The sequence below is a fragment of the Marinactinospora rubrisoli genome (assembly GCF_042664915.1).
GTDB lineage: Bacteria > Actinomycetota > Actinomycetes > Streptosporangiales > Streptosporangiaceae > Marinitenerispora > Marinitenerispora rubrisoli.
In genome coordinates this window covers 324,782-351,227 of record NZ_JBHTBH010000008.1, presented here as the reverse complement: position 1 = coordinate 351,227, position 26,446 = coordinate 324,782, and the positions used below count along the sequence as shown (strand labels likewise).

25 protein-coding genes and 1 pseudogene are annotated in these 26,446 nt (G+C 73.1%); 17 read left to right on the top strand and 9 right to left on the bottom strand.

The features are described 5' to 3' along the window. Both ACFQRF_RS18570 and ACFQRF_RS18565 read right to left on the bottom strand, forming a co-directional pair. A pseudogene (locus ACFQRF_RS18570) lies at positions 1 to 127 on the bottom strand (YeeE/YedE family protein); the annotation flags it as partial. An 18-nt stretch (positions 128 to 145) separates the two neighbouring features. After that, a complete protein-coding gene (locus ACFQRF_RS18565; protein WP_379872381.1) occupies positions 146 to 799 on the bottom strand; it encodes an HhH-GDP family DNA glycosylase in 654 nt (217 codons plus the stop codon). A 499-nt stretch (positions 800 to 1,298) separates the two neighbouring features. Between ACFQRF_RS18565 and ACFQRF_RS18560 the strand changes: the two genes are divergently transcribed. The 8 genes from ACFQRF_RS18560 to ACFQRF_RS18525 all read left to right on the top strand — a co-directional run bounded on the left by ACFQRF_RS18560 (position 1,299) and on the right by ACFQRF_RS18525 (position 10,174). Beyond that, on the top strand, positions 1,299 to 1,751 hold the full coding sequence (locus ACFQRF_RS18560) for a hypothetical protein (RefSeq protein WP_379872380.1): 453 nt from the start codon (positions 1,299 to 1,301) through the stop codon (positions 1,749 to 1,751). Between the two features lie 556 nt (positions 1,752 to 2,307). Further along, positions 2,308 to 3,741 (top strand): MFS transporter, encoded by a 1,434-nt coding sequence (locus tag ACFQRF_RS18555; protein ID WP_379872379.1) that lies wholly within the window; start codon positions 2,308 to 2,310, stop codon positions 3,739 to 3,741. Between the two features lie 137 nt (positions 3,742 to 3,878). Further along, positions 3,879 to 4,910, top strand: a complete 1,032-nt coding sequence (locus ACFQRF_RS18550) for a LacI family DNA-binding transcriptional regulator (RefSeq protein WP_379872378.1) — start codon at positions 3,879 to 3,881, stop codon at positions 4,908 to 4,910. Between the two features lie 296 nt (positions 4,911 to 5,206). Beyond that, positions 5,207 to 6,040, top strand: coding sequence for an SAM-dependent methyltransferase (locus tag ACFQRF_RS18545; protein ID WP_379872377.1), 834 nt, complete (start codon positions 5,207 to 5,209; stop codon positions 6,038 to 6,040). A 213-nt stretch (positions 6,041 to 6,253) separates the two neighbouring features. Beyond that, entirely contained in the window at positions 6,254 to 8,218 is a 1,965-nt protein-coding gene (locus tag ACFQRF_RS18540; RefSeq protein WP_379872376.1) for an FAD/NAD(P)-binding protein, read from the top strand. 409 nt (positions 8,219 to 8,627) lie between these two features. Further along, positions 8,628 to 8,846 (top strand): hypothetical protein, encoded by a 219-nt coding sequence (locus ACFQRF_RS18535; protein ID WP_379872375.1) that lies wholly within the window; start codon positions 8,628 to 8,630, stop codon positions 8,844 to 8,846. Positions 8,847 to 9,308: 462 nt separating this feature from the next. After that, positions 9,309 to 9,533 (top strand): hypothetical protein, encoded by a 225-nt coding sequence (locus ACFQRF_RS18530; RefSeq protein ID WP_379872374.1) that lies wholly within the window; start codon positions 9,309 to 9,311, stop codon positions 9,531 to 9,533. A gap of 422 nt (positions 9,534 to 9,955) precedes the next feature. Next, positions 9,956 to 10,174, top strand: a complete 219-nt coding sequence (locus ACFQRF_RS18525; RefSeq protein ID WP_379872373.1) for a hypothetical protein — start codon at positions 9,956 to 9,958, stop codon at positions 10,172 to 10,174. 866 nt (positions 10,175 to 11,040) lie between these two features. Here the strand turns inward: ACFQRF_RS18525 and ACFQRF_RS18520 are convergent. Continuing rightward, entirely contained in the window at positions 11,041 to 11,616 is a 576-nt protein-coding gene (locus ACFQRF_RS18520; protein WP_379872372.1) for a hypothetical protein, read from the bottom strand. A gap of 175 nt (positions 11,617 to 11,791) precedes the next feature. Between ACFQRF_RS18520 and ACFQRF_RS18515 the strand changes: the two genes are divergently transcribed. Then, on the top strand, positions 11,792 to 12,067 hold the full coding sequence (locus tag ACFQRF_RS18515; protein WP_379872371.1) for a hypothetical protein: 276 nt from the start codon (positions 11,792 to 11,794) through the stop codon (positions 12,065 to 12,067). An 87-nt stretch (positions 12,068 to 12,154) separates the two neighbouring features. On the opposite strand, the gene ACFQRF_RS18510 is transcribed toward ACFQRF_RS18515, so the two are convergent. Both ACFQRF_RS18510 and ACFQRF_RS18505 read right to left on the bottom strand, forming a co-directional pair. Continuing rightward, positions 12,155 to 13,495, bottom strand: coding sequence for an NtaA/DmoA family FMN-dependent monooxygenase (locus tag ACFQRF_RS18510; RefSeq protein ID WP_379872370.1), 1,341 nt, complete (start codon positions 13,493 to 13,495; stop codon positions 12,155 to 12,157). Positions 13,496 to 14,155: 660 nt separating this feature from the next. Then, positions 14,156 to 15,295 (bottom strand): LLM class flavin-dependent oxidoreductase, encoded by a 1,140-nt coding sequence (locus tag ACFQRF_RS18505; RefSeq protein ID WP_379872369.1) that lies wholly within the window; start codon positions 15,293 to 15,295, stop codon positions 14,156 to 14,158. A gap of 350 nt (positions 15,296 to 15,645) precedes the next feature. Between ACFQRF_RS18505 and ACFQRF_RS18500 the strand changes: the two genes are divergently transcribed. The 5 genes from ACFQRF_RS18500 to ACFQRF_RS18480 all read left to right on the top strand — a co-directional run bounded on the left by ACFQRF_RS18500 (position 15,646) and on the right by ACFQRF_RS18480 (position 19,606). Then, complete coding sequence (locus ACFQRF_RS18500; RefSeq protein ID WP_379872368.1) at positions 15,646 to 15,930, top strand: hypothetical protein; 285 nt, start codon at positions 15,646 to 15,648, stop codon at positions 15,928 to 15,930. Between the two features lie 384 nt (positions 15,931 to 16,314). Next, complete coding sequence (locus ACFQRF_RS18495) at positions 16,315 to 17,166, top strand: winged helix-turn-helix domain-containing protein (protein ID WP_379872367.1); 852 nt, start codon at positions 16,315 to 16,317, stop codon at positions 17,164 to 17,166. Positions 17,167 to 17,252: 86 nt separating this feature from the next. Further along, entirely contained in the window at positions 17,253 to 18,395 is a 1,143-nt protein-coding gene (locus ACFQRF_RS18490; protein WP_379872366.1) for an LLM class flavin-dependent oxidoreductase, read from the top strand. Positions 18,396 to 18,439: 44 nt separating this feature from the next. Beyond that, a complete protein-coding gene (locus ACFQRF_RS18485) occupies positions 18,440 to 18,952 on the top strand; it encodes an NADPH-dependent FMN reductase (RefSeq protein WP_379872365.1) in 513 nt (170 codons plus the stop codon). 57 nt (positions 18,953 to 19,009) lie between these two features. Further along, positions 19,010 to 19,606 carry a flavin reductase family protein gene (locus ACFQRF_RS18480; RefSeq protein ID WP_379872364.1) on the top strand — a complete coding sequence of 199 codons (597 nt, stop codon included), beginning with the start codon at positions 19,010 to 19,012 and terminating at the stop codon, positions 19,604 to 19,606. Here ACFQRF_RS18480 and ACFQRF_RS18475 read toward each other — a convergent pair. From ACFQRF_RS18475 to ACFQRF_RS18460, 4 genes are all read right to left on the bottom strand, one after another. Then, the gene (locus ACFQRF_RS18475; protein WP_379872394.1) at positions 19,519 to 20,040 is read right to left on the bottom strand and encodes a hypothetical protein; all 522 of its coding nucleotides are present in this window, start codon (positions 20,038 to 20,040) and stop codon (positions 19,519 to 19,521) included. The genes ACFQRF_RS18480 and ACFQRF_RS18475 overlap by 88 nt on opposite strands. A 134-nt stretch (positions 20,041 to 20,174) precedes the next feature. Next, positions 20,175 to 21,164 (bottom strand): C40 family peptidase, encoded by a 990-nt coding sequence (locus ACFQRF_RS18470; protein WP_379872363.1) that lies wholly within the window; start codon positions 21,162 to 21,164, stop codon positions 20,175 to 20,177. Positions 21,165 to 21,347: 183 nt separating this feature from the next. Beyond that, positions 21,348 to 21,776, bottom strand: a complete 429-nt coding sequence (locus ACFQRF_RS18465; RefSeq protein ID WP_379872362.1) for a hypothetical protein — start codon at positions 21,774 to 21,776, stop codon at positions 21,348 to 21,350. A gap of 78 nt (positions 21,777 to 21,854) precedes the next feature. Next, positions 21,855 to 22,796: a carbohydrate kinase family protein gene (locus ACFQRF_RS18460; protein ID WP_379872361.1), complete on the bottom strand. Its 942-nt coding sequence runs from the start codon at positions 22,794 to 22,796 to the stop codon at positions 21,855 to 21,857. A gap of 299 nt (positions 22,797 to 23,095) precedes the next feature. On the opposite strand from ACFQRF_RS18460, the gene ACFQRF_RS18455 reads away from it, so the two are divergent. The 3 genes from ACFQRF_RS18455 to ACFQRF_RS18445 are packed head-to-tail and all read left to right on the top strand — an operon-like array spanning position 23,096 to position 26,387. Beyond that, positions 23,096 to 23,812, top strand: a complete 717-nt coding sequence (locus tag ACFQRF_RS18455) for a FadR/GntR family transcriptional regulator (protein ID WP_379872360.1) — start codon at positions 23,096 to 23,098, stop codon at positions 23,810 to 23,812. 21 nt (positions 23,813 to 23,833) lie between these two features. Next, complete coding sequence (locus ACFQRF_RS18450) at positions 23,834 to 25,315, top strand: amino acid permease (protein ID WP_379872359.1); 1,482 nt, start codon at positions 23,834 to 23,836, stop codon at positions 25,313 to 25,315. A 55-nt stretch (positions 25,316 to 25,370) separates the two neighbouring features. Further along, entirely contained in the window at positions 25,371 to 26,387 is a 1,017-nt protein-coding gene (locus ACFQRF_RS18445; protein WP_379872358.1) for an asparaginase, read from the top strand. Positions 26,388 to 26,446: the final 59 nt, after the last annotated feature.

Here is a 26,446-nt window from a genome sequence, read left to right as displayed (position 1 = left end):
CGAGGATCAGGGCGACGCCGAGCGGCCCGGCGGACGGTGCGGGGCTGCTGCCGAACAGGCCGGTGCCCGTTCCGATGATGAGGGCGAACAGGGTCGCGGTCGTCCCGAGCAGCAGAGCGTGCGCGCGGCGGAGGCCCGCCTCCCGTCAGCCGGTCGTGGCCAGGGACCCGACCCGCTTCGCCAGTTCGTCGTCGCGCGCCACCCGGACCAGGCCGGCGGCGAGGGACGCGGTCTCGGCCGGCTCCACGAGATCGGCCAGCTTGCCGGCGTCGGCCGGCAGGCCGACCCGTTCGGCACCCTTGATCACCAGCCGGTCCGCGTACGGCCGCAGCCAGTCCCACACCGCCTGCGCCTCGCGGCAGAAGATGTCCGCGCCGGTCGGCCCGATCCCGGGGAACCGCTGCACGTCCCGCCGCAGGCCGCGGGCGTCGTGGCGCCCGACGGAGGGCAGGCGGCGCAGGTCGCCGCGGTAGTCGTCCAGCACCATGCGGGCGCACTCCCCCAGCCGCGTGGCGGTGCTCTCGTCGTAGCGGACGTAGTGGGCGCGGCCGAGCGCGTCCACGCGCTGCTGCCACGTGAGGTCGCACATCCCGGACGGGGTGGTGCCGCCGGCCGCCGTGAGCTCTCGCTCGGCGGCCACCGCGATCCGGGCGGAGATACGGGCGCTGAGCAGGTTGGTCAGCATCAGCAGCTGCCACAGCGGCGCCGGCCGGTCGGCCAGCCGGACCCCCGCCTCCTGGGCGAGCGTCCGGCCTGCCTCATCCAGCACCGCGCGGGCGAGTCGGCGTTGCGAGGTCATGCCGGCCTCCTCGACTGACGGCTCCGCTTTCCTCCGTCCCCTACCCGGGCCGCGGACCGGCGCACACACCGGTGACGGCCGACCGCGATACGGCGGCTCCGGGGCTGCCGGCGACACCGCCGGCCGCTATCGTGGTGCCCCTCCGCCCGCTCGGCCGGGCGGTCCTTCCCTCAAGCAGCTCTCGGCACCGTTCCGTGTCCACGACCGATGCGCGGAGCTTTCGGCACGAGATGGGACATCCGTGACGCACCCCTCCTACCCTCAGCAGCCGTACGGTCCGAACCCCGGCCAGGCGCCCTATCCGCAGCCCGGCCCGCCGCCCCCGCCCGGGTGGGGCGGCCCGGCGCAGCCCTACGGGCCCGCCGGGCACCCACCGCAGCCGGGATATCCGCCCGCCCCACAGCCCGGCCCCGTGTGGGCCGCACCTCCCGGCCCGCCGCCGCTTCCCGCGCCGGCCCCGCAGCCGCCCGTCTCCGGACCGGAACAGGTGCCGGCGGACGTGGCCGGACTGGCCGCGCAGTGGCGGCTCGGCGGCCATGAGCGCGGATACCGCACGCCCAGCGCGGGAAGCGGCGTCGCGGTGGCGGTGGGCACGCTCGCCGCCGTGATCCTGGTGGAGGTGCTGCTCATCGCCTTCACCGACCACTACGTCATCGGCGGCTTCCTCTTCCTCGCCGTGGCCTACGCGTTCATCCACATGTTCCGGTGCATCTCGAACGCGGGCGTCTCGGTCCATCTCTTCACCGACGGCCTGGTGTGGACCACGGGCGGCCGGCACACACCGCTGCACTTCGGCGAGGTCACGGCGCTGCGCGTCGGAGGGAAGGGCCACCGCGAGCTGGTGCGCGGGGCCGCGCCACCGGTACGGCTCACGCCGTTCCTCCGCGACAGCGAGGACCTGTTCCGGCGGCTGGGCCAGACCGCGCTGCGGCATCGCTGGCCGACCGGCTGACCCGGACCCGGCCGCGTCCGACGGAGGCCGCGCCGCCGGTGAGTGAAATCGGAGCGCCGATCCGCAAGAATACGCCCAGGTGAGCGGGGTACTCTCCCGGCCGCCGGGACCGACGGAGCGGTGAGCCGCCGAGCGCCCGGAACCGCCGATGCCGACCACCGAAGGCCACCCGCATCGGCGGAGGAGGAAAGCGAGGCGGCGAACGCGACCAGAAACACGAAGCGGCGAGCCGCCGAGCGCCCGGAACCGCCGATGCCGACCACCGAAGGCCACCCGCATCGGCGGAGGAGGAAAGCGAGGCGGCGAACGCGACCAGAAACACGAAGCGGCGAGGTGCTGAACGTCCGGAGCCGTCGACACCCACCACCGAAGGCCACCCGCATCGGCGGTAGAGGAAAGCGAGACGGCGAACGCGACCAGAAACACGAAGCGGCGAACCGCCCAGCGCCCGGAACCGCCGACGCCGACCACCGAAGGCCACCCGCATCGGCGGTAGAGGAAAGCGAGACGGCGAACGCGACCAGAAACACGAAGCGGCGACCGGAAGGAGGGGAGGATGACGTCCTTCCGCGGCGGATCGGGACGGCCACCGGACGTCATCGTCAGTGATCCGGGGATGGTGCGCCGCGCGGTGGGCGCCGCCGCGATCGGCAACGCGACCGAATGGTTCGACTTCGGCGTGTACAGCTACCTCGCGGCGACGATCGGGAAGGTCTTCTACCCGACGGCCTCCGAGGGCGTGCAGCTCATCGCGGCGTTCACCACGTTCGCCGCCGCGTTCTTGGTCCGGCCGCTGGGCGGCCTGTTCTTCGGGCCGCTCGGCGACCGGATCGGCCGGCAGCGGGTGCTCGCGCTCACCATGCTGCTGATGGCCGGCGGCACGGTGGCCATCGGCCTGCTGCCGACATACGCCGCCGTCGGGGCCGTCGCTCCGGTCCTCCTGCTCCTGGCGCGCATGGTGCAGGGGTTCTCGACCGGCGGGGAGTACGGCGGGGCGACCACGTTCGTGGCCGAGTACGCGCCGGACCGGCGGCGCGGCTTCTTGTGCTCGTGGCTGGAGTTCGGCACCCTCTGCGGGTACATCGCCGGAGCGCTGCTCGTCTCCGGTCTCACGGTGACGCTGAGCCCGGAGCAGATGCTCGGCTGGGGCTGGCGTGTGCCGTTCCTGGTCGCCGGCCCGCTGGGCGTGGTGGGGCTCTACCTGCGGTTGCGGCTGGAGGACACCCCGGCGTTCCGGACCGAGGCGCACCCGTTCCGCCGTGCCGGGGGCGCGGAGCGCGGCCTGCGCTCCCAGCTCCGCGAGACGGTGCTCGTGCAGTGGCGTCCGCTGCTGCTGTGCCTGGGCCTGGTGATGGTGTTCAACGTCGACAACTACCTGCTGACCGCCTACCTGCCCACGTACCTGTCCAGCGTGCTCGGGTACCAGGAGACGCACGGGCTGCTGGTCGTGCTGGTCGCGATGGCGAGCATGCTGCTCGCCGTCAACGCGGTCGGCCGGCTCAGCGACCGGGTCGGGCGGCGGCCGGTGCTGGTCTCGGGCTGTATCGCCTCGGTTCTGGTGCCGCTGCCCGCGTTCTGGCTGCTGCAGCGCGGGACGGTCACGGGCGTCCTGATCGGCACGCTGCTGCTGGCGGCGGCTCTGGTGCACTTCTCGGGTGCGGCGCCCGCGGCACTGCCCGCGCTGTTCCCGACCCGGGTGCGCTACGGCGCGCTCGCCATCGGTTTCAACGTGTCGGTGTCGCTGTTCGGCGGCACCACGCCGCTGGTGGCCCAGTCGCTCGTCGAGGCGACCGGAAGCCGGTACCTGCCCGCGGTCCCGATGATGCTGGCCGGGGTGGTCGGACTGGTCGCGGTACTGGCGATGCGGGAGAGCGCCGGCCGCCCGCTGCCGGACGCCCTCCCCTCCGTCGCGGCCGGGGCGCAGCCCGGCCCGCCGGGCCCTGGCGGGCCCGCGGCCGACGGTTCCACGGCTCCGCACGGTCCGTGTTAGCGTTCACCGGCGGACCGGCCGCCGAGCAGGTGACGGGGGCCAGCCCGAGCGGCTGCGGAGCGGGAAGACCGTCCGAACGACCGCAGAGCGGGAAAAGCCGCCCGAGCGACCGCGGAGCGGGGGAACAGGGACACAGCATGACCACGGGGGAGCGCGGCGCCGGGCGGGCGCCGGGGATGACGGACGTCGCGCGGCTGGCGGGGGTGTCGCACCAGACGGTCTCCCGGGTGGTCAATGGGCACCCCAACGTGCGGGAGGAGACCCGCCGACGGGTGCAGGAGGCCATCGAGACGCTGGCCTACCGGCGCAACCCGGCCGCCCGCGCATTGGTGACGCGCCGCAGCGGCATGGTGGGGGTCGTCGGGCTGAACACGACGCTGTACGGCCCGGCCAGCACGCTCGGCGCGATCGAGGAGGCGGCCGGCGATGTCGGGTACGCGGTCACGGTGGCCGCGCTGCGTGGCACGGACCGGTCCTCGTTCGATGAGGCGGCGCGCCGGCTCGCCGACCAGATGGTGGACGGCGTCATCGTCATCGCCCCACTGAGCTGGATCGCCGCCGCCCTGACGAACCGGCCGCCCGCGGTGCCGGTCGTGGTGGTCGACGGCGGTACGGACGTGGGCGCGCCCGTCGTCGCGGTCGACCAGTACACCGGGGCCCGCGCCGCGACCCGGCATCTGCTGGAGCTGGGGCATCGCACGGTGGCCCACATCGCCGGGCCGGACGGCTGGCTGCACGCCGCGGCGCGCGCGGCGGGCTGGCGGGCCGAACTGGCCGACGCCGGTCTGCCCGTCCCGCCGGCCTGGCCCGGCGACTGGAGCCCGCGCTCGGGGTACGAGGCCGGGCGGGAGATCGTGCGGCGCGGTGCGGTCACGGCGGTGTTCGCCGGCAACGACCATATGGCGCTGGGCGCGCTGCGCGCGTTCCAGGAGGCCGGAGTACGCGTGCCCCAGGACATCAGTGTCGTGGGGTTCGACGACGCACCCGAGGCGGCCTTCTACGCCCCGCCGCTCACCACGGTGCGTCAGGACTTCGCCGCGGTCGGGCGGCGCTGCATCGACCTGCTGCTGTCCCGTCTGGCGGACGGCGTCGGCGCAGCCGAGCACGTGCTGGTGCAGCCGGACCTGGTGGTGCGCGCCAGCACGGCCGCCCCGCGCGGACGCGGGTAACGGCGCGGCCCTGGGAATCGAAGGTGCCGGCCGGGCGTACCGCCGGGTGCGGCCTGCGGGTCGGCTCCGGTGGCGCTGTGGTCCGGGGAGTTCCGGCGCACCGGCCATGACACATGCGAACATCACCCCGCGAACGCGCCATGTTACCCTGCGTGGCCATCGGCGAATGCCCGGCCCGCCCTTCCCGGACGGCGGCGGCCGCTTCCGCCTGGTTCCGGCGCCGGATTCGCCTACGCCATAAGGGATCTTGGCCCCTATGATGCGCTTTGCACGCTCTTTACACCTCAGGAGCACACATGTCGCAGTTCACCCCTGACTCCTCCGGCGGCGGTGCGGCCTTCCCGCCCGAGCTGAACACCGGCCAGCCCACCGCGGCTCGCGTCTACGACGTGATGCTGAACGGCAAGGACAACTTCGCGATCGACCGGCAGGTCGCGCACGCCAGTCTGGCCGTGATGCCGGAACTGAAGGAGATCGCGATCCACAACCGCGAGATCCTGCACCGCGTGGTGCGGTTCCTGGCGGCCGAGGCGGGCATCACCCAATTCCTCGACCTGGGATCCGGGCTGCCCACCGCGAGAAACACCCACGAGGTGGCGCAGGAGGTGAACCCCGACGCCCGCGTGGTGTACGTCGACATCGACCCCATCGTGCTGGCGCACGGCCGCGCGATCCTCGCCGAGAACGGCAACACCACCGTCGTCACCGCGGACATCCGCGACCCACAGGCCGTGCTGGACCACCCGGAGATCCAGGAGTTCATCGACTTCGGCAAGCCGATGTGCGTGATGCTGTGCGGCATCCTGCACCACATCCTCGACGACGAGGACCCGAACGGCATCGTGCGGACCCTCCGGGACGCGGTGCCCAGCGGCTCCTACTTCTTCATCACCAACTTCACCCGGCTCGGCGACGCCAGCTCCAGCGTCGAGCTGGAGAAGCAGCTGCTGGAACAGCTCGGCACCGGCCGGGTGCGCACCCCGGCGGAGCTCGCCGCGTTCTTCGACGGGATGGAGCTGCTCCTGCCCGGCATCGTGCCGCTCCCCATGTGGCGTCCGGACCGCCCGGTCGTGGACTCCACCACGGTCGGCGTGCGCTTCATGACCGGAGGCGTGGCGGTCAAGCGCTGACGCCCGGCGCCGGTCGCGACGGGACGGGCGCGAGCGGCCGCGCAACGGGGCGAGTCTCGAAGCGGCCACGGCGGGGAGGAGGATCGGGGCGCCGCCCCGGTGGGGCGGCGCCCGAGGTCGTGCCGCGGCCACGCTCGCCCCCGCGCACCGCCATGAGCCGGGTCGGCACCCACCGGCATTGACTACTTCTCTGGTCGGAAATATGGTCAAGAGGTGCCAGCCGCCCCCGCACCGCCGGACCCGCCGACCTCCCGCCAGCCGAGCGTGGCCATCATCGGAGCCGGACCGCGCGGTACCTCTCTTCTGGAACGCATCGTCGCCAACCACCCCGTGCTCCGCGGTGAGCGCCCGCTCGACGTGCATCTCGTCGACCCGTACCCGCCCGGCGGCGGGCGCATCTGGCGCTGGGAGCAGTCCCGGCTGCTGTGGATGAACACCACCGCCGACGACTGCACGATGTTCACCGACGCGTCGGCCACCATCGCCGGCCCCGTCCGGCCCGGCCCGACCCTCACCGAATGGGCGCGCGACCTGGCCGCCGGACGGCTGGACACGCCACCGGGGTTCGTACCCCGGGCCGAGACGATCGCCGAGGCGGCGCGCGCACACGGCGGCTGGTTCGCCACCCGCCGCCTGCAGAGCCAGTACCTGTCCTGGGTCTTCTGGCGCACCGTCGCCGACGCTCCGCGCTCGATCCGGGTCCGCGTGCACGAGGCCGCCGCCACCGACCTGCGCGACCTGCCCGACGGCCGGCAGCGCGTCGTCCTCGACGGTGACCTGCCGCCGCTCGACGTCGACGTGGTCGTGCTGGCGCAGGGCACCGTGGACGTCCGGCCCACCACGGACGAACGGGCGCTGCTCCGGCACGCCGCCGGGCACGGGCTGACCTACCTGCCGACCGGCCCCACCGCCGACGTCTCCTTCGACGCGTTGCGGCCGGGCGAGCCCGTGATCGTCCGAGGACTGGGGCTCGCCTTCATCGACGCCATGGTGCTGCTCACCTCGGGGCGCGGCGGCTCGTTCCACCGGGACGCCACCGGGACGCTGCGGTACACGCCCTCCGGCCGCGAGCCGGTGCTGTTCGCCGGCTCCCGCCGCGGTGTGCCGTACCGGTCCAAGATCCACTACGGCTTCCCACGCGGCGCACCTCCACGGCTGCCCCGGCACTTCTCCGCGACGGCCGTCGCGGCACTGGGCGACCGCCCGCTCGACTTCGACGCCGACCTGCGTCCCCTGATCACCCGTGAGCTCACCGACGCCGCCTACCGGGAACTCGCCGAGGCGCATCCCGAGCGGCTGGCGATGGACCCCGCCGGGTTCCTCGACCGGCTGGACCGGCTGGACTGGGACGGTCCGGACCTGAAGGAGCTGGTCACCGCCGCCGTCCCGGACGAGGCCGACCGGGTCGACCTCGACCGGCTGGACCGGCCGCTCGCCCGGCGCCGGTTCGCCGCATCGGCCGCACTCCAGGACTGGATGCGCGACCACATCGCCGCCGACCTGGCCCGCCGGCGTGACCCCGGGCACAGCGCCGACCTCGCGATCTTCCACGCGCTGCTCTCGGTCTTCACCGTCCTCGGCGAGCTCCTCGCGGCCGACCGGATCTCGGCGAGGTCCCGCGAGAGCGGGCTGCCCGGGTTCCTGAGTTTCTTCAGCTACTACGCCAGCGGACCGCCCGGCCCACGCCTGGAGGAGCTGCTCGCGCTGTCGCGGGCCGGGATCGTCCGGTTCCTGGGCGCCGACGTCCAGGTGACCGCCGCACCGGACGGGTTCCGGGCCCGCGGCTCCGGCGTGCCCGGCGAGGTGACCGCGCATGCGCTGGTGGACGCCCGGCTGGCCGCCGGCTCACTGGCCCGCGCCGCCGACCCGCTGCTGCGCAGCCTCGCCGGGCGCGGCGAGGTCGCCGAACTGGTGCGGGTGGACCCCGAGGCCGGCACCCGGCACCCCACCGGCCTGCTGGACGCGGACCTCGCCGACCAGCGGCTGCGGCGCTCCGGTGGCGCCGCCCATCCCCGCAGGTTCGGTGCCGGGGCGCTGGTCTCCGGCGGGGTGGGCGCGGCCGGGTTCTCCCGGCCGCGGACCAACGCCGGGTTCTTCCGGCAGAACAACGCGCTCGCGCGGCGCGTCCTCGCCGAACTCGGCCGGGTACCCGGCCGCGGCGACGCCCCGGCTCCCTGACGCGCGCACTGGGGCCGTGCCCCGGTTCGCCCCCGAATTCCGGATCCGCAGGGGTTTTGACGAGGGCTTAGCAACCCACCCCGGGCGTCAGGCGTGCGGCCCCGCCGTCCACCGTCGCGTCGCGATCCGCACCGGCAGCGGCGATCCGGGCGATGCCGTCGGCCGTCTCGGACCAGTGCCCGACGGGGTCAGGGGGCCTCCGGCGACCTGAAGCCGGATTGACGCTCAGGGGCCTTTCTTTGATCCTCACAGATCGACGTCCTGTTTGGTTTTGGGTCGGCCGCCGCAAGCATGGAGGGCGTGACTCCAAGGAGCGCTGCCATTGGTGAAGGGGCCAATGGCAGCGTCCGTGAAATGGAGACCGGCCTGGCAAATCGTCAGGCCAGCTTCCCAGGAGGAAACGATTCCTATGAAGACCATCCTGCGTCGAATCACGCTCGCCGGCATCGTTGCACCCGCGATCGTTCTCGGCACGCCCGCGCTGGCCAGCGCGCAGGTCATTTTCCCGGGGGACTTCTTCTTCCCGACCTTCAACGTCCCGAGCAGCAGCTTCGAGCAGCAGGCGACGTCGGCCGGGCCGTTCGGGGCCGGCACCTTCGGTGTGCGGAGCCACGCCCAGGGATTCTGACCCGGAACCGAGGTGAGCCGGCCGGGCAGTTGAGCCATTCTGTTCGCTGAGCGTCACCTTCGGCGCACGGAGGAGATCGGCCGCTCCGAGCCGCGCGGAAACCATCGCCGCGACGGATGGACGCGCCGAACGAACTCCACGTCGGCACCGTCACCGATTCCGGTGGCGGTGCCGGCCTTTTTCCAGCGGATCCGCCGCAACATGACGTGATACCGCCCGCCGAAATCCCCGCAAATTCCCATGGCCGTCCGGGAATCCTTTGGCCGAGGTTGGATATTGCACCGCTTTCTTTGGCCTGAGCATATCGTCGAACTGTTTGATTTTGATATGGGCATCGCAAGCATGGGAGACGTGACTCCGGGTCGCACCGTGGTCGATATAAAGGGCCGACCACGGCCGGCCGTGTAACGGAGACCGGCCTGGCAGATCGCCAGACCAGCTTTCCAGGAGGAAACGATTCCTATGAAGACCATCCTGCGCCGAATCACGCTCGCCGGCATCGTCGCACCCGCGATCGTCCTCGGCACGCCCGCACTGGCCGGCGCGCAAACGATCTTCCCCGGGGACTTCTTCTTCCCGCGCATCAACGTCGTCCCGGAGAGCAGCTTCGAGCAGCAGTCGACGGCGGCGGGACCGGGCGGGGCCAGCACCTTCGGGACGCAGAGCCACGCGCGAGGCGGAATCTGACCTCTGACGGCGGTCACTGAACGGATATGTTCGGCACCGCCAGGACGGCACGATCGGCCGACGACCGCACCGGCACCGCCGAACGCGGAGATGTCAGAGGAAATCAGGGGCCACCGATCACCGTCCATATCGGCACCGTCACCATCACCGGTGGCGGTGCCGACCGATTCCGGCGACCTCAGGGAGAAATCCGGCTCTCAGGAGGAAGCGCTGACGTCTTTGGTGGATATTAGAGATCGAGATCTTTTCTTTGTATCCCCCAGAGAGCCGTCCTGTTTGTTTTTGAAACAGGCGCCGCAAGCATGGGAGGCGTGACTCCAGGACGCGCCGCGATCAGCGAAAGGGACTGATCTCGGCCGGCCGTGAAATGGAGACCGGCCTGGCAAATCGTCAGGCCAGCTTCCCAGGAGGAAACGATTCCTATGAAGACCATCCTGCGTCGAATCACGCTCGCCGGCATCGTCGCACCCGCGATCATTCTCGGCACGCCCGCGCTGGCGAACGCCCAGGTGATCTTCCCAGGGGACTTCTTCTTCCCGCGCTTCAACGTCCCGAGCAGCGCCTTCGAACAGCAGAGCACCTTCGCCGGGCCGTTCGGAGCCGGGACGACCGGGACGAGGAGCCACGCCCGGGGCTTCTGACTCCTGGCCACGGCGTGCTGAACGAACGGGTTCGGCACGAGCACGGCGAAACGATCGGACGGTCGCCCACCCCGCGACGCGCCGGGACGACGGAGGCCGCCGACCCCGTTTCCGTGTCGGCACCGTCACCGCTACCGGTGGCGGTGCCGTCCACCGTCACCGGCCGGTGGTCGCCCCGCCGGCCGCACGGCAGCAGCCTGACCTGGCCGTCGCCAGGTCCACCTTTCTGGAGGACGAGATTCCCATGAAGACCATCCTGCGCCGGTTCATGCTCACCGGCCTCCTCGCACCCGCTCTCGCCGTCGGAACACCAGCGCTCGCGGCGCATGCCCAGGAATGTGTCTGCCCCGGAGGCGGCGGAGGCGGAGCCGCCGGCGGCGCCCAGGCGGCCGGCGGGGCCGCCGGTGGCGGCGCTGCCGGTGGCGCGGGTGGCGGAGCCGTCGGCCGTGCCGGTGGCGCGGCGGTCGGTGGTGGCGGCCACTTGGGAGCTCGGCACCGCGTGCACCACCGCCACGATCACTTCCACCACCACCGGTTCTTCGGTCCGCGCAGCAGCTTCGAACGGCAGGGCACCTTCGCGGGGCCGTTCGGGGCCGGAACGACCGGGACGCGAAGCTCGGCGCGTGGCTGAGCCCACCGGGGCGCAGGTACCTCGCGGCGGTGGGGACTGCCGGCGCTTCATTCGCTGGCGGTCATGACGTCGGCGCCCACCTGACGGGGTGGTGGCGCCGACCGCCGCCCGTCCCGGAAACCTGGGCAGGGATTGACGGTGCGGGCGCATCCTTGAGGTCCCGCATGCGGTCGTCCTGTTTGGTCTTGGCGTGGCCGCCGCAAGCATGGGAGGCGTGACTCCACGGCCGGTGCCGTCAGGGAAATGCCCGGGGCCGGCGGATCACGGAATGGAAATGGCTCGGCAGATCGCCGGGCCGGCTTTCCCAGAGGAGACGATTCGTATGAAGACCATCATGCGCCGGATCGCCATCGCGGGCCTCGTCGCGCCGGCTCTCGCCATAGGCGCGCCCGCCATGGCCAACGCCCAGGATTGGGACGGTGGCTTCGGGGACGAGTTCGGCGGGTTCGGCGATGAATTCGGTGGATTCGGAGACGAGTTCGGCGGGTTCGGCGACGAGTTCGGTGGATTCGGAGACGAGTTCGGTGGATTCGGCGATGAATTCGGTGGATTCGGAGACGAGTTCGGTGGATTCGGCGACGAAGGGTTCTTCTGATTCCGACTCAGTCGTCGGCCCGGCCGACCGGCACGCCCGGCGCACCGCCGGGCGGCGTCCGGCGGCCGGGCCCGGCCGCCGCCTACGGACACCGACGCAGGGGGCGCGGACCCCTACCGGAACGCCGAGGCGGCACCGTCGCGCACTCCTCGCCTTCCGCCGACCATTGCACGCCGCGACCGGAACTTCCGCCCTCCAGAAATCCGTGTCGAACATGAATCACCTTCGTTGCCTTCCATGCCGCCGTCCTGTTCGCACCGAGGAAGGGCGTCGAGCATGGCAGAGACGCCTCCAGATCGTGCCGCCACCGTCGCGGTTTTGCGGGCGGCGCGGCCCTGAAATGGCCGTGGTCCGGTAGATCGCCGGGTCATCTTTCCGGAAGGGAGATCCCATGAAATTCGACGTGCGCCGACTCGTACTCGCGGCCGTCCTCGCGCCCGCCCTCGTGGTCGGAGGGGCGTCCATGGCCGGAGCGCAGGAGGGGGACGACGACTACGACTTCACAGAAGAGGAGCCCTCCACCGAGGAAGGTTTCGGCGCGTATCCGGGTGGCGGCGGGTTCGGCGAGTACCCGGGCGGGGGCGGATTCGGCAACTACCCCGGTGGCGGCGGATTCGGCAACTACCCCGGCGGCGGCGGATTCGGCAACTACCCAGGTGGCGGCTGACGACGGTCGGCAGGCGCACGCCGCGGCGGCACCGTCACCCGATCCGGTGGCGGTGCCGACCGCTGTCCGGGAGGCGCCGGGCCGCCGCTACGAGACCCCTTCCGCGGCGGCCCGCCCCGGAACGGGGGGCAGTCCCAGGTTCTCGCGCAGGGTTGCCCCGGCGTACTCCGCGCGGAGCGCGCCGCGCTCCTGGAGCAGCGGCACCACCTTGTCCACGAACTCGTCGAGGCCGCCGGGCGTGAGGTGCGGAACGAGGATGAAACCGTCGCACGCCCCGGCGCTCACGTGCTCCTGGAGCGCGTCCGCCACCTGGCCGGGTGTGCCGACGAACGTCTGCCGGGCGGTCACCTCGACGATGAGATCGCGGATGCTGAGCTTGCCCGCCTCGGCGATCTCGCGCCAGCGCCGGGCCACCGCCAGCGGGTCCCGGGTGTGCCGCACCCGGCCCCGGGTGATGGCCGTATTGCCGGGATCCGGGTCGACGTCGGGGAGCGGGCCGTCAGGGTCGTAGCCGGACAGGTCGCGGCCCCAGACCTGTTCCAGGAAGCTGATCGCCCCCGGCCCGCTGACCTGCTGGTAGCGAATTCGGGTCGCACGTTCGGCGGCCTCCTCCGCCGTGTCGCCGAGGACGAAGGTCACCCCGGGCATGATGAGGAGTTCTTCGGGGGTGCGCCCGTGCCGGGTCAACCGCGCCTTGACGTCCGAGTAGAACGCCTGCGCCTCCGCCAGAGCGCCGTGCCGGGAGAAGACGATGTCGGCGGCCGCCGCGGCGAACTCCCGTCCCTGCTCGGAGTCCCCGGCCTGGATCACCACGGGGTGCCCCTGCGGTGAGCGGGGCACGGAGAACTCGCCCTCGATGTCGAAGAAGCGGTCGTGGTGCCGGAACGCGCCGACCCCGCCGTCCGGGTCGGCGGCGCTGTCGAACGGGCTGTCCCACAGCTCGCGGGCGGTGCGGACGAAGGCGGCGGCGCGCTCGTAGCGATCGGCGTGGTCGAGGTAGCCACCGCGCCGGAAGTTCTCCCCGGTGAAGGCGTCGGAGGACGTCACGACGTTCCACGCGGCCCGCCCGGCGCTGAGGTGGTCGAGGGAGGCGAGCTGCCGGGCGAGTTCGTAGGGTTCGTTGAAGGTCGCGCTGAGCGTGCCGGCCAGCCCGAGGTGGGTGGTGACGGCGGCGAGCGCGGCGAGGACGGTGAGGGTGTCGGGGCGGCCGACGACGTCGAGGTCGAAGATCTTGCCCTGGTGCTCCCGCAGCCGGAGCCCTTCGGCCAGGAAGAAGAAGTCGAACCGGCCACGCTCCGCGGTCTCGGCGAGGTGCCGGAACGAGGCGAAGTCGATCTGGCTGCCGGCGGCCGGGTCGCTCCACACCGTTGTGCTGTTGACTCCCGGGAAGTGGGCGGCGAGCCGGATCTGTCGAGGTGGGGTGCTCATCAGAGGGCCGTCCTTCGTGCAGCGTTTCGCGGTCGGGTCGTGGTCTCTGGGTCCCGGCCGGTGCACGGCCGTGCGGGCGGGCTCGCCGACGGCCCCGGCGGATGCGGCCGGGTCGGCCGGACCGACGCCGTCCGCGCGGCTCCGGGGACCGGGGTCGGCGGGTCCCGGCGGACGATCTCGGCACCGTGCCTCCCAAGGGCGGGGAAGCCGTCTGCGGCCGGACGTGGCCGCCGGGACACTCATCGGTACTTCTTCGTGGCCGCGTCCCAGGGCGGGAGCGGACTCCCGGGAAGTGCCGGTACGCCGTGCGGTCGTTCGCGGCCGGCCGCGTGCGGCCCGACGGCCAGCACCCGCGCGGGACTCACCGGCCGGGACGGTCACGGTGATGGGGGCGCGAGTGGCCCGTCGGCGACCGGGCGGCGGCCGAGCCCTGGTCGGCCGCCGAGCCCGCCCCGGATCCTTCCTCGGGTGCCGCGCTCGCTTCCGGCGGGCAGACCGGGCTCACGCCGAGCGCGGTGCCGAGTTCGCCCAGGTGGTACGCGTGTTCGGTGCGGCGGCCGGGGACGCCGCCGGGCTCCGGGCCGTGCGTGGACGGGGGCGCCTCCGGCCGCTCCTGGCGGCGTGCCGGTGCGCGGCCGACCGTGCCGGGGCGCGACCACATCACGCGCTCGCGTACCGGTTGGCGGGTCGCGGGAGCCCGAAGTGGCCGCGCAGCGTGTCGGCGGTGTACTCCGGCCGGAACAGTCCCTGGTCGCGCAACCGGGGCACCACCTCGTCGACGAACGCGGTGAGGTCGGTCGGCAGCACCGCGGGGCGGATGAGGAAACCGTCGGCGGCGTCGGCGGCGGCCCATCGCGCGATCCGGTCGGCGAGGTCGGCCGGCGTCCCCACGAAGTCCAGCCGTGGCGCCGCGGGACCGGCCAGTTCGTCCAGCCGGGTCCGGCGCTCGCGGGCGGTCGGCGGATCGGCGGCCAGCAGGACGGTCGTGTCGGCCAGCACGGCGACCTCGTCGGGGGCGCGTCCGGCCGCCGCCACCGCGGTACGGACCTCGGCGCGGCCGGATCGGGCGTCGGCGAGCCCGGCGGCGGCGATGACGATCACGTCGGCGTGGCGGGCGGCCGCCCGCAGCGCCGGCGCGGAGTCGGCGCGCGCCACCACGAGCGGGTGCCCTTGCGGTGGGCGCGGGGTGATCGAGGGCCCCTTGACCGTCCAGCCGGGGCCGGTGAAGTCGACGTAGTGCAGTTTCTCGCGGTCGATGAACCGGCCGGACGCGGTGTCGCGGATCTCGGCGTCGTCCTCCCAGCTGTCCCACAGCCGGGCGACTACGTCGGCGACCGCGGCGGCCTCGGCCCACAGCTCCTCTGGGGCGGCGAGACCGCGGCGCCCGATGTGCCGCGCCTCGGCGGCGGTGCCGGAGACCGCGAATCGCCATCCGGCCCGCCCGGCGCTCACGTAGTCGAGCGTCGCGACGGCCTTGGAGACGTGGAACGGCTCGGTGTGCGTGGTCGTGACGGTCGGCACCAGCCCGATCCCGCTGGTGAGGGGCGCGACGCGGGCGAGCGTGAGCACCGCGTCGAGGCGGGCGCGCGGCGAGCCCGCCGAGCCGGTCGCGGGGGCGAGCGCGTCGTCCAGCGTCACGAAGTCCAGTCGGCCGCGCTCGGCCTCCAGCGCCAGGCGCACGTAGTGGTCGGCCGTGCAGAGCCGGCGAGTGGAGGTCCCGGCGGCCCGCCACGCGGCGGGGTGCGCGCCCGCCCCGTCGATGGCCGCCGCCAGGTGGAGGGCCCGTGGGGATCCGGTCACCGTGTGCTCCCGTCGATCGACCGCCGTGCGGCGAATGGTGGTGCGGGCGTCCCCGCTGGAAATCCGGGCGCGACGCGACGCGACTCTTAACCTACTAAATCGATCTGGAAATAGTAAATGGTCGCTGCGCGTCCGGCCTCGCCCTGTCCCTCCGACGGCACCACCGGACCCACGAACGATCGTCTTTTATTCACCCTGTGCCGAAGAAGTAGCTGAATTTTGGACGATCAGCGAGACGATGGAGGTGTCTCCCGGGCCGCGCCGACGACGCCGTACAGCGGCGCGACCCACGTACGAGGGGCGGGTCGGCAACGACCCCGCCCGGTCTTCCCGGGAGAGGAAAGATCCAGATGAGAACCACCCTGCGCCGGATCGCGGTCGCCGGCGTCCTCGCCCCGGTTCTGGCCCTGGGTGCGCCCGGCGCGGCCATGGCGGCCGGTGCCGCTCCGGCGTTGGCACCGTCGGCCACCCCGGTCGCGGCGGTCCAGATGATCCACGGCATGGACCACGGTGGCTTCCACGGTGGCTTCCACCACAGGTTCCACCATGGGTTCCACCACCACCACGGCTTCGGCCACCACTGCGGGTGGTGGGCCTGGCACCACGGGTTCTGCCGCACCTGGGGCGGCTGGTAAGGCCACACCGGTCACCGTGACCGGCATTTGGCGTCACCCATCGTGAGGTGCGAGGGGACCCGGTCGTGCGCGACGGCGGTCACGCCGCACGCGGCGCCCGGTGACCTACTCGCACCCTGACGTCCGCCAGCGTTTCGGACCGCCGCGCCGAAACGTTGCCGGCACCGCCGCCGCCGGCCTCCCGCCGGCGGCGGCACCCATGTTCGCGCCGAACGGGAAACCGTAACCTGCTTCCGGCGTCGCCCACGTGGTGGACGTCGCACGTTTTCCCTACCAAGCAAGTAGATTTAATCGAGTGAAGCGGCCACCATGGAACCGACACCCCGAAACCCACCCCCACCCGCCGCTCCACCCGACCGCCCACCGACATCACGGAGTCCAGTGGTGACGCACACCCAGGCAGCCCACGGCCACCCGCCGAGCGGCGGGGCCGCACCCACCACAAGCCGACTCGCGGCGTCCCCGCTCGCCCTGGAGCACGACGAATCCACCCGCCTACTGGGGGTGCTGCCGCTGGCCGAGCGGGGCAAGGTCATGGTCATCGTCGGCCACATCCGGGACGCTTCCGGCGCCATGACGGAACCGTGCGCCGCCGACGGCTCGGACGCCCTCGTCATCGACCGCGCCACCCGACGGGTCTTGGCGGACCGGACGCCGGTGCGGCTGAGCTACCAGGAGTTCGAACTCCTCGCCCACCTGGCCTCCTCCCCCGGCCGGGTGTTCTCCCGGTCCGAACTGCTCGACCGCGTGTGGCGCTCCGACACGCACGCCGGAACGCGGACGGTCGACGTGCACATCCATCGGCTTCGCCGCAAACTCGGGGAACTGGGCCACCGGCTCGCCACGGTTCGGCGAGTCGGCTACGCCTACCAACCGGAGCGGCGAGCCGTCGAGCGCCCGGAGCCGTCGACGCCGATCGCCGCAGGCCGATCCGTGTCGGCGGCGAAGGGAAGCGAGACGGCGAGCGCGACCAGAAACACCCAACGGCCAGCCGCCGAACGCCCGCAGCCGCCGGCGCCGATCGCCGCAGGCCGATCCGTGTCGGCGGCGAAGGGAAGCGAGACGGCGAGCCCGACCAGAAACACCCAACGGCCAGCCGCCGAACGCCCGCAGCCGCCGACACCGATCCCCACAGCCCACCCCGCGCCAACGGGGCAGGAAAGCGAAACTGCGGACCCGACCCGAAGCACTCGGCGGGACGTGGCACCCCGCCGATATTGCCCACCTTTCAGGTAGATAAATTAGAGTTGTCGGAGCGGCGTCCGGCGCCGTCCAGCATCCGTCTCGCACGCCCGCACCGCCGATTCCGGGAGGTACGCCGCATGACGCTCACGTTCCACTGGTTCCTGCCCACCCAGGGCGACGGCCGCGGCATCGTCAGCGGCGGGCACGGCGTCGACATCGACTCCGCCACCCGCAGTCGGCCGGCCGACGTCGGCTACCTCGGCCAGATCGTCCGGGCCGCCGAGCCGTTGGGATTCGAGGGGGCGCTGACCCCCACAGGTGCGTGGTGCGAGGACGCCTGGCTGACCACCGCGATGCTGTCCGCCGTCAGCGAGCGCTTGAAGTTCCTGGTCGCGTTCCGGCCCGGCCTGCTCTCCCCCACGCTCGCCGCGCAGATGTCGGCCACCTTCCAGCGGCTGAGCGGCGGCCGGCTCATGCTCAACGTGGTGACCGGCGGGGAGTCCCACGAGCAGCGCACCCATGGCGACTTTCTCGGCAAGGACGCCCGTTACGCCCGCACCGGGGAGTTCCTGGAGATCGTCCGCCGGTTGTTCCGCGGCGAGACCGTCGATTTCGCGGGCGAGCATCTGCGGGTCGAGGACGCCCGCCTGCACCGTCTCCCCGTGCCCACTCCCCCGGTGTACTTCGGCGGCTCCTCCCCCGCCGCGCTGGAGGTCGCCGCCCGCCACGTCGACACCTACCTCACCTGGGGTGAACCGCCGACGGCGGTGGCCGAGAAGATCGGCCGGGTGCGCGCACTCGCCGTGACGCACGGCCGCGAACTCGCCTTCGGCGTGCGGCTGCACGTCATCTCCCGGGACACCGCCGAGGAGGCGTGGGCCGAGACCGAGCGGCTCCTGGCGGGCATGGCGCCGGAGACCATCGCCAACGTCCAGGCCGGCCTGGCGCGCAGCGAGTCCGAAGGCCAGCGCCGGATGCTCGACCTGCACGGCGGGCGCACCGACCGGCTGGAGATCCACCCCAACCTGTGGGCCGGTATCGGCCTGGTCCGCGGGGGCGCCGGCACGGCGCTGGTCGGCAGCCACCGCGAGGTCGCCGACCTGATCGAGGAGTACCACCGCGCCGGCGTCACCGAGTTCGTGCTGTCCGGCTACCCGCACCTGGAGGAGGCGTACTGGTTCGGCGAAGGGGTGTTGCCGGTGCTGCGCGAGCGCGGCCTGTGGCGGCACCCGGCCGAACCGGCCTCCGCCCCCGATTCCCTGGTGCCGTCCGCCGGCTGACGGCGCACCCGCCAGGACCCGTCCCCGGAAAGAGACGCCCACCCATGAGCATCACCGTTCTCGTCGGAAACCCGCGCTCCGGGTCCCGTACCTCCAGCACCGCCGTCGCGGCGGCCCGGGCGGTCGCGGCCGCCGCCGGGCGCCCCGGCGAGCCCGAGGTCGTCGAATTGGCCGATCTCGCCCCCGTTCTGCTCGACCCGCGGCGTCCGGCGCCGGTCACCGAGGCCGTCGACCGGGTGCTCGCCTCCGACGTCCTGCTCGTCGCGAGCCCCACGTACAAGGCGACCTACAGCGGGTTGCTCAAGGTCTTCCTCGACCAGATCGCCACCGGCGCGCTCGCCGGCCGGACGGCGATCCCGCTGCTGCTCGTGGGCTCGCCCGCGCACACGCTCGCCGTCGAGGTGCACCTGCGCCCGTTGCTGGTCGAACTCGGCGCCACGGTACCGACCCCCGGGCTCGCCGTCGTCGAGTCCGATCTGCCGCGGCTGCCGGAGCTGCTGCCCCCGTGGGCGGAGCGGGTGGCGCGGCAGCTCGCCCCGCCCGCCACCGGCGGCTGACGCCCGGGCGAGGACGCCCCCGCCTGGCAGCGGGACCGCCGGAAGGACAGGAGGATCATGGACTGCACGAACGCGACGGTCGGCGGCCCGGTGGGATCCCCGGCCACGGCGGGCCCGGCGCCGGATCCACCGGACGCCGATGGGGCGGCCGTGGCCCCGGTGGCCGGAGACGGTGTGCCCGCCGACCTGTTCCGCCGGGCGCTGGGCCGGCACCCGGCGGGGGTCGTCGTCATCACGGCGGAACTCTCCGGTGAACCGGTCGGTATCACGGCGACCTCGTTCACCAGCATCAGCCTGTCCCCGCCACTCGTCGGGTTCTGCATCGCGCGGACCTCATCGACCTGGCCCAGGCTGCGGGCCGCCGGTGACTTCGCCGTGAACCTGCTCGCCGAGGACCAGCACGACGTGGCCACCCGCTTCGCGGCCAGGGGGGTCGACCGCTTCGCCGCCCCCACCGCCTGGCGCCGGGGGCCGGGCGCCGTCCCGCTCCTGGACGGAGCGGCGGCCCATCTGCTGTGCGAACGCCACGACCTGCGGCTACTCGGCGACCATTGGCTGGTGGTCGGTCACGTGACGCGGACCTGCCTGCCCGCCGAACGTCCGCCGCTGCTGTACCACCGGCGGACGTTCGGAGGGTTCCGGCCCCGCGAATGACGCGGGCCGTCGGAGATCGGGACGCGCCCGGGGGCCACCGCATCGGGCCACGGAGTTCGGCGTACCTCGTTCCCGCGGTGCGGAGCGCCTCCAGAATCCGGGTGAGGGCGGCCACGGTGCCGGGGAGCTTCGGGGTCGTCGGTTCCGGCCAGATAGCGCGCCGCCTCGTTCATCGCCCCTGATAGCAGATGAGTCAACGGCCGAACGGGCCGGCGCGCGATGGCACCCGCGTCCATCAGGATGATCGGGCCCTCGGCCAGATGGCGGGCGGAGGCGGCCTCGGCCATGGCCCGCCACTCGTTCCAGCCCAGGACGGCCGGGCCGGCCACGAGCACGATGCGTTTCACGTCGGATGGGTGCCGGCCGCGAGGAAGGCCCGGCGACCCGTGGTGAAGCTCTTCCAAGGATCGTCGTGCGCGTCGGCGGCACTTCATCGTGGCCGATCCCACTGGGGTTCTCATCGAGGTGATCACGGAGGTACCGCCGGCCGACGGCTACGCGGCCAACGAGGTCACGCGTTGACGGCGGTCCGCCGGTGCGGGGCGCGGGAGCGCCCCGCACCGGGCGGTCACGGCCGGATGGCCCCTTGGAACTGCTGGTCCCAGTACCCCGACAGGGACACCACTTCGATGGTCCGGCCGCTGCTCGGCGCGTGCACCATCTGGCCGTTGCCGGCGTAGATGCCGTTGTGGCCGATGTCGGGGAAGAAGAACAGGATGTCACCGGGCTGGAGTTCACTCCAGGAGACCTTGTTCGGCAGCTCGTACTGGGCGTAGGTGGTGCGCGGCAGGCTGACGCCGGCGGCTCCCCACGCGGCCTGGGTCAGGCCGGAGCAGTCGTAGCCGCTCGGGCCGGTGCCGCCCCAGACGTAGGGCTTGCCGACCTGGGCGAACGCGAAGTCCAGTGCGGTGCGGGCGCTGCCCGAGGCCGACCCCGTGTAGGAGGCGCCGCCGGAGTCCCCGCCGCCGGTCACCGGGTTCGTCTCGAAGCCGGCGAGCAGTTCCTCCTGCTCGGCGAGGGACTCCTCGACCTCGTCCTGCTTGTCCTTCAGCTCGTCGCGGCGCTCCTCGGCCTCGTCGCGGGCCTGCTCGGCCTCCTCCTTGAGCTGGAGCAGGCGCTCCGAGGCGTTGGTGAACTCCTCCAGCTCCGCCCGCTGCCGCTCCGACAGGTAGGAGATGTCGGCCGACTGGTCGAGCAGGGCGCTCGGGTCGTCCACGGAGAGCACCGTGGTGGTGGCGCTGGGGTCGTTGGACCGGTAGGCCGCGCTGGCGAAGCCGGCGACCCGCTCGCGCAGTTCCTCGTAGCGCTCGTCCTCGTCGCCGATCGACTCTTCCAGCGACTCGATGCGCCGCTCAGCGGCCTCCAGGTCCTCCTTCGCCTGGTTGTAGTCCTGGACGAGCGTGCTGGACTCCTCGGTCAGCTCCTCGATCCGCTGCTCGACCTCCTCCTGGGTGGGCTCGGCGTGTGCCGTGCCGCTGGGCAGCACGACGCCGCCGGCGAGGACGCCCATGCCGGCGGCGATGGCGCCGGCTCTGCGAGGAATGCGGTTTCTGCTCATGGTCGCTCACGACTCCTGTTGGAGGGGTAGGGGGAAGATCAGGGGTTGGGCCGCCGTTCGGGCGGCGGGCCGGGCGGCGCGCACCGGGCGGCCGGTGAAGGGCGGGTGAGGTCCGGCGGCGTCCGCCGGGACGCGCGGGCGAGCGGGACACGCGCGGGTTCGGCGGGACCACCGGGCACGCCTCTAGACGCGCTGGACGCAGATCGTGCGCAGCAGCCGGACGCCGCTCGGGCCGGCGGCGCGGTACGGCGCGGACTCGGGAGGCGGCGCGCCGGGCGGCGCCGTCCACTGGACGGCCGCCAGGGCCGCGCCGATCAGGAGGAACAGCAGCAGCTTGCCCGCCGCGGCGCGCGTGTCGGCACTCGCCGCCTCGACGGTGTCGCAGGGGTGGGCCTCGCCTGCGCCGTTGCCGTGCCCGGACTCCGGGACGCACATGGCGCCGTCCGTCAGGGGGCCGGCGACCGCCGCCGTGTCGGGTGCGGCGGCGCCGTGGTGGGCGCCTGCCGCCTGGGCGTGGCACAACTGGCACAGGAAATGCACCGCGAGCAGCGCGATCAGCACCGCGGCCCTGGCCCAGGGCCGCCGCAGGATCGCCGCCGTCGCTCGGAACACGAGGGGAAGACTACACAGACCGCCCCAAGAGCGACACTTGCCCTGAACGTCTCCCAGGTCACCCGCGTCCCGGCCGGCTCAGGCGGCGTCCGGTTCCGCCAGTTCGGGGAGCTCCGCGCGCGTGGGCGGGTCGGCACCGGGGCGGGAGACCGCTATGGCGGCGGCGCGGCCGGCGTGCGCGAGCAGCCGTTCGAGCCGCCTCTCGGGGAGGGACGCCAGCCGGGCGCGCCGGTCCGCGCCGAGCAGTCCGAGCGTCCACAGGCCGTCCACCAGCGCGGACATGAAGGCGTCGCCGGCGCCGACGGTGTCCGCCACCGTGGCGGGCAGCGCGGGCAGCGCGATCTTCGCGGCACGGCCGAACGCGACGGCACCGTGCTCCCCTCGGGTCAGCACCACCAGGGAGGGACCGGCGTCCAGCCACGCGCGGGCCGCCGCCGCGGGGTCGGTGTCCGGCTCCAGCCAGGCGAGGTCCTCCTCGCTCACCTTGACCACGTCACTGGCGGCGACCCGCTCGCCGACCCGGCGGCGCACGTCGTCGCGGGCGCCCATCACGGTGGGCCGGACGTTGGGGTCGTAGGTGACGGTGGCCTGCGCGGCGGCACGGCGCATGAGGTCGAGGACCTGCTCGCCGCCGGGCCGGTACACCGCGGCGATGGAGCCGGTGTGCAGCACCCGCACGTCCGGCGGTACCTCAACGGCGGGCAGCCGCCAGTCGAGCGTGAACTCGTAGGTCGCCGAGCCGTGCTCGTCCAGTGTGGCCTCGGCCCGCGGGGTGGGGAACCGGTCCGCCACCTCGCCAGGGAGGATGACGCCGGACGCGCTCAGGTGCCGGTGCAGGATTTCGCCGTCGGTGTCCCCGCCCCACCGGGTGAGCAGGCGGGTGGGGCGGCCGAGCCGGGCCAGGCCGAGGGCGGCGTTCGCCCCGCTGCCGCCGGGATGCCGGCGGGTCGGGGCGCCGGGGCGCCGTACGACGTCGATCAGCGCCTCGCCGACGACGAGCGCGCTGGCGGCGGCGCTCACCGCGCGCCTCCGCGCGCCGGGCGTCGCGTCCCGGCCGCGGGGTGCGGCGGTGTTTCCGGGTCGGCCGACGGCGTCGACGTCGGCCGCTGCGCACTGCTCTGCACCGCACCGCCTCCGGGGTCCTGGGTCCAATGCCGCAGGGACGCTATCGCCGGGGTTCACCGGCCGTCAACACTCCGGCCGGACGGCGATCACCGTGCGCCGCCGGGGGCGGCCCGGGTCCCGGATCGGGGCCGGCGCCCGCAAAGCTTCACCATGGTGTCTTGACACTCCAGACATGTCCGACTCACGATGCAGGCATGGACCTGTCAGACAGCCGGACTGCCGGACCACCCGGCCGGATCAGCGCCATGGAGGCGGTGCTGAGCGACCTGCGCGGCGCCATCGAGCGTGGCGAGTACCCCGTCGGCGCCAAGCTCCCCTCCGAAGCGGCCCTCACCCGGCAGTACGGGGTGAGCCGGTCGGTCGTCCGTGAGGCCCTGCGCGCCGCCCAGGCACTGGGACTCACCGTGTCGCGGGCCGGCAAGGGCAGCTACGTCGCCTCCGACCGCCCCGTCGACAACCCCCGGTTCGGCTCCTACTCCGCCCGAGATCTCGTGGAGGTGCGCCGGCACGTCGAGATCCCGGTCGCCGGCTACGCCGCCCTCCGGCGCAGCCAGGACGATCTCGACGTGCTCGCCCAGCTCATCGAGCGGATGGAGGCGGAGACCGACGACACCGCGTGGGTCGCGCTGGACACCCTCTTCCACATCACCATCGCCGAGGCGTCCGGGAACCCGGTGTTCCGCAAGGTCATCGAGGAGATCCGCGACGCGCTGTCCCGGCAGTCGATCTTCCTCAACCGCCTCGCCCACCGCCGCGAGCGGTCCGACCAGGAGCACCGCGCCATCCTGCGCGCCGTCGCCGACGGCTCCCGGGAGGCCGCCATCGAGGCGATGTCCGTGCACCTCCAACGGGTCGAATCGACCCTCACCACCATCGTGCGCCCCGGCCGTGCCGACCCGCGCCGCGAGTAGCAGCGAGTAGGAGGAGGCAACGTGAGCGAGGAGACCTTGAGTCCCGACCAGCGGCGCCCCGACCGGGGGCACGTCGACGCGGGCGACGCCGGGTACCGCAAGGCGCTGAAGGCGCGCCACATCAACATGATCGCGATCGGCGGGGCCATCGGCACCGGGCTGTTCCTCGGCGCGGGCGGCCGGCTGGTGCAGGCCGGCCCCTCGCTCGCGATCGTGTACGCGGTGTGCGGACTGTTCGCCTTCTTCGTCGTGCGCGCGCTGGGCGAACTCGTCCTGTACCGCCCCTCCTCGGGCGCGTTCGTCTCCTACGCCCGGGAGTTCATGGGCGAGAAGGGCGCCTACGTCGCCGGCTGGATGTACTTCCTCAATTGGGCCACCACCGGCGTCGCCGACATCACCGCGATCGCGCTGTACACGCACTACTGGAGCCCGTTCACCGACATCCCGCAGTGGGTGCTGGCGCTCGTGGCACTGGCCGTCGTGCTGGCGGTGAACCTCATCTCGGTGCGGATCTTCGGCGAGCTGGAGTTCTGGTTCGCCATCTTCAAGGTCGGCGCGCTGGTGACGTTCATGGTCATCGGCGTGGTGCTGCTGGTGTCGCGCACCGAGGTCGCCGGGCACATCACCGGCCCGGAGCTGATCCTGGCGAACGGCGGGCTGTTCCCCAACGGGCTGCTTCCCGCGGTCGTCATCGTGCAGGGGATCGTGTTCGCCTACGCGTCGGTGGAACTGGTCGGCGTGACGGCCGGGGAGACCGCGGAGCCCGCCAAGATCATGCCGCGCGCGATCAACTCGATCATGTGGCGGATCGGGGTGTTCTACGTCGGGTCGGTGCTGCTGCTGTCGATGCTGCTCCCGTGGAGCGCCTACTCGGCGTCGGAGAGCCCGTTCGTCACCGTGCTGTCCAACATCGGGGTGCCGGCCGCCGGCAGCGTCATGAACCTGGTCGTCCTGACCGCCGCGATGTCCAGCCTCAACTCCGGCCTGTACTCCACCGGGCGCATCATGCGCTCCATGGCGATGTCGGGCTCCGCCCCGCGCTTCACCGGGGCGATGAGCCGCAGCCAGGTGCCCTATGGGGGCATCATTCTGACGGCCGGCATGTGCGTGCTCGGCGTCGGGCTGAACTACGTGGTGCCGCACCGCGCCTTCGAGATCGTGCTGAACTTCGCGGCGATCGCCATCCTCTGCACCTGGGGGATGATCGTCCTCTGCCACCTGCTCTTCTGGCGGCGGGCCCGGACCGGTGCGCTGAATCGGCCCGCCTACCGGCTGCCGGGCTCGCCGTGGACCCAGCTCGCCACGCTCGCCTTCCTGCTCACCGTCGCCGTCCTCATGTGGTTCGACACGGAGGCGGGCCGGATCACCCTCATGTCGCTGCCCCTCATCGCCGCCGCCCTGTGGGGCGGCTGGTTCATCGTGCGCGGCCGGGTTCGCGAAGTGAGCGAGCGCCGCGTGGCCGAGGCCGGCGGGCACGACGCGGGGCCGCCGGCCGCACCGTGACCCGAACCGCCTGGCACCGCCCATCCCAGTCCCCATCCCACCGTGAACGGAGATCATGAACACCGCACCCGTCGTCCGCGAGCCGTCGCACGTCCCCGTCGCCCACCTCGTGCGGGCCGGCCTCATCGAGGGGGTGCACCACGGCTCCGTCGTCGTGCTGGACTCCGACGGGGCCGTCCGGTTCACCGCCGGTGACGCCGGCACGCCGTGCTACCCGCGTTCGGCGCTGAAGCCGGTGCAGGCGGTCGGGATGCTGCGGGCCGGGCTGGAGCTGGACGAGGACCTGCTGGCGCTCGCCGCGGCCAGCCACTCGGGAGAGGACCGGCACATCGACGGCGTGCGGCGGATCCTGGACGCCGGAGGGCTGACCCCCGCCGACCTGCGCAACGTTCCCGACCTGCCGTACGGCGCGGCCGTACAAGCCGCCTGGCTGGCGCGCGGCCGCACCGCCGACCGGCTGGCACAGAACTGCTCCGGCAAGCACGCCGCGATGCTGCTGACCGCCCGGCGGCGCGGCTGGTCCACCGACGACTACACCGACCCTCGGCATCCGCTGCAGCGGGAGCTCGCCGCGACGGTGGCCGACCTGGCGGGCGAGCCCGTCTCCCGGGTGACCGTCGACGGTTGCGGGGCGCCGTTGTTCGCCGTCTCGCTGCTCGGCCTCACCCGCGCGGCGGCCAGGATCGCCGCCGCCCCCGAGCACACCCCCGAGGGCAGGGTGGCGCGGGCGATCCGCCGGCACCCGGAGATGGTCGCCGGGGAGAACCGGGACGTCACCCACCTGATGCAAGCCGTCCCCGGCCTGATCGCCAAGGACGGCTTCGAGGGGGTGCAGGTGGCCGCGCTGCCGGACGGCCGGGCCGTGGGCGTCAAGATCGCCGACGGCGGCGACCGGGCCCGCATGCCGGTGACGGCCGCGGCCCTGGCGCTGTGCGGGGTCGACCCGGCGGCACTGGCGTCCCTGGCCGACGCGCCCGTGCTGGGCGGCGGCACCGTGGTGGGCGGACTCCGCGTCACGGGGGCGCTCGCCCGCGCGGTGGCCGGGAACGGTGCGGCCACCGCCCGGCCGTAACGGCCGGCCGCCCGCGCCCGTAACCCGGCGCCCCCTTCCTGGCACCGGCCGCCATGTGC

Coding starts and splice junctions, on each gene's coding strand:
- ACFQRF_RS18565 (WP_379872381.1), bottom strand. CDS start 799: ATGACCTCGCAACGCCGACTCGCCCGCGCGGTGCTGGATGAGGCAGGC.
- ACFQRF_RS18555 (WP_379872379.1), top strand. CDS start 2,308: ATGACGTCCTTCCGCGGCGGATCGGGACGGCCACCGGACGTCATCGTC.
- ACFQRF_RS18550 (WP_379872378.1), top strand. CDS start 3,879: ATGACCACGGGGGAGCGCGGCGCCGGGCGGGCGCCGGGGATGACGGAC.
- ACFQRF_RS18545 (WP_379872377.1), top strand. CDS start 5,207: ATGTCGCAGTTCACCCCTGACTCCTCCGGCGGCGGTGCGGCCTTCCCG.
- ACFQRF_RS18535 (WP_379872375.1), top strand. CDS start 8,628: ATGAAGACCATCCTGCGTCGAATCACGCTCGCCGGCATCGTTGCACCC.
- ACFQRF_RS18530 (WP_379872374.1), top strand. CDS start 9,309: ATGAAGACCATCCTGCGCCGAATCACGCTCGCCGGCATCGTCGCACCC.
- ACFQRF_RS18525 (WP_379872373.1), top strand. CDS start 9,956: ATGAAGACCATCCTGCGTCGAATCACGCTCGCCGGCATCGTCGCACCC.
- ACFQRF_RS18520 (WP_379872372.1), bottom strand. CDS start 11,616: ATGTTCGACACGGATTTCTGGAGGGCGGAAGTTCCGGTCGCGGCGTGC.
- ACFQRF_RS18515 (WP_379872371.1), top strand. CDS start 11,792: ATGAAATTCGACGTGCGCCGACTCGTACTCGCGGCCGTCCTCGCGCCC.
- ACFQRF_RS18510 (WP_379872370.1), bottom strand. CDS start 13,495: ATGAGCACCCCACCTCGACAGATCCGGCTCGCCGCCCACTTCCCGGGA.
- ACFQRF_RS18500 (WP_379872368.1), top strand. CDS start 15,646: ATGAGAACCACCCTGCGCCGGATCGCGGTCGCCGGCGTCCTCGCCCCG.
- ACFQRF_RS18490 (WP_379872366.1), top strand. CDS start 17,253: ATGACGCTCACGTTCCACTGGTTCCTGCCCACCCAGGGCGACGGCCGC.
- ACFQRF_RS18485 (WP_379872365.1), top strand. CDS start 18,440: ATGAGCATCACCGTTCTCGTCGGAAACCCGCGCTCCGGGTCCCGTACC.
- ACFQRF_RS18480 (WP_379872364.1), top strand. CDS start 19,010: ATGGACTGCACGAACGCGACGGTCGGCGGCCCGGTGGGATCCCCGGCC.
- ACFQRF_RS18475 (WP_379872394.1), bottom strand. CDS start 20,040: ATGAAGTGCCGCCGACGCGCACGACGATCCTTGGAAGAGCTTCACCAC.
- ACFQRF_RS18470 (WP_379872363.1), bottom strand. CDS start 21,164: ATGAGCAGAAACCGCATTCCTCGCAGAGCCGGCGCCATCGCCGCCGGC.
- ACFQRF_RS18455 (WP_379872360.1), top strand. CDS start 23,096: ATGGACCTGTCAGACAGCCGGACTGCCGGACCACCCGGCCGGATCAGC.
- ACFQRF_RS18445 (WP_379872358.1), top strand. CDS start 25,371: ATGAACACCGCACCCGTCGTCCGCGAGCCGTCGCACGTCCCCGTCGCC.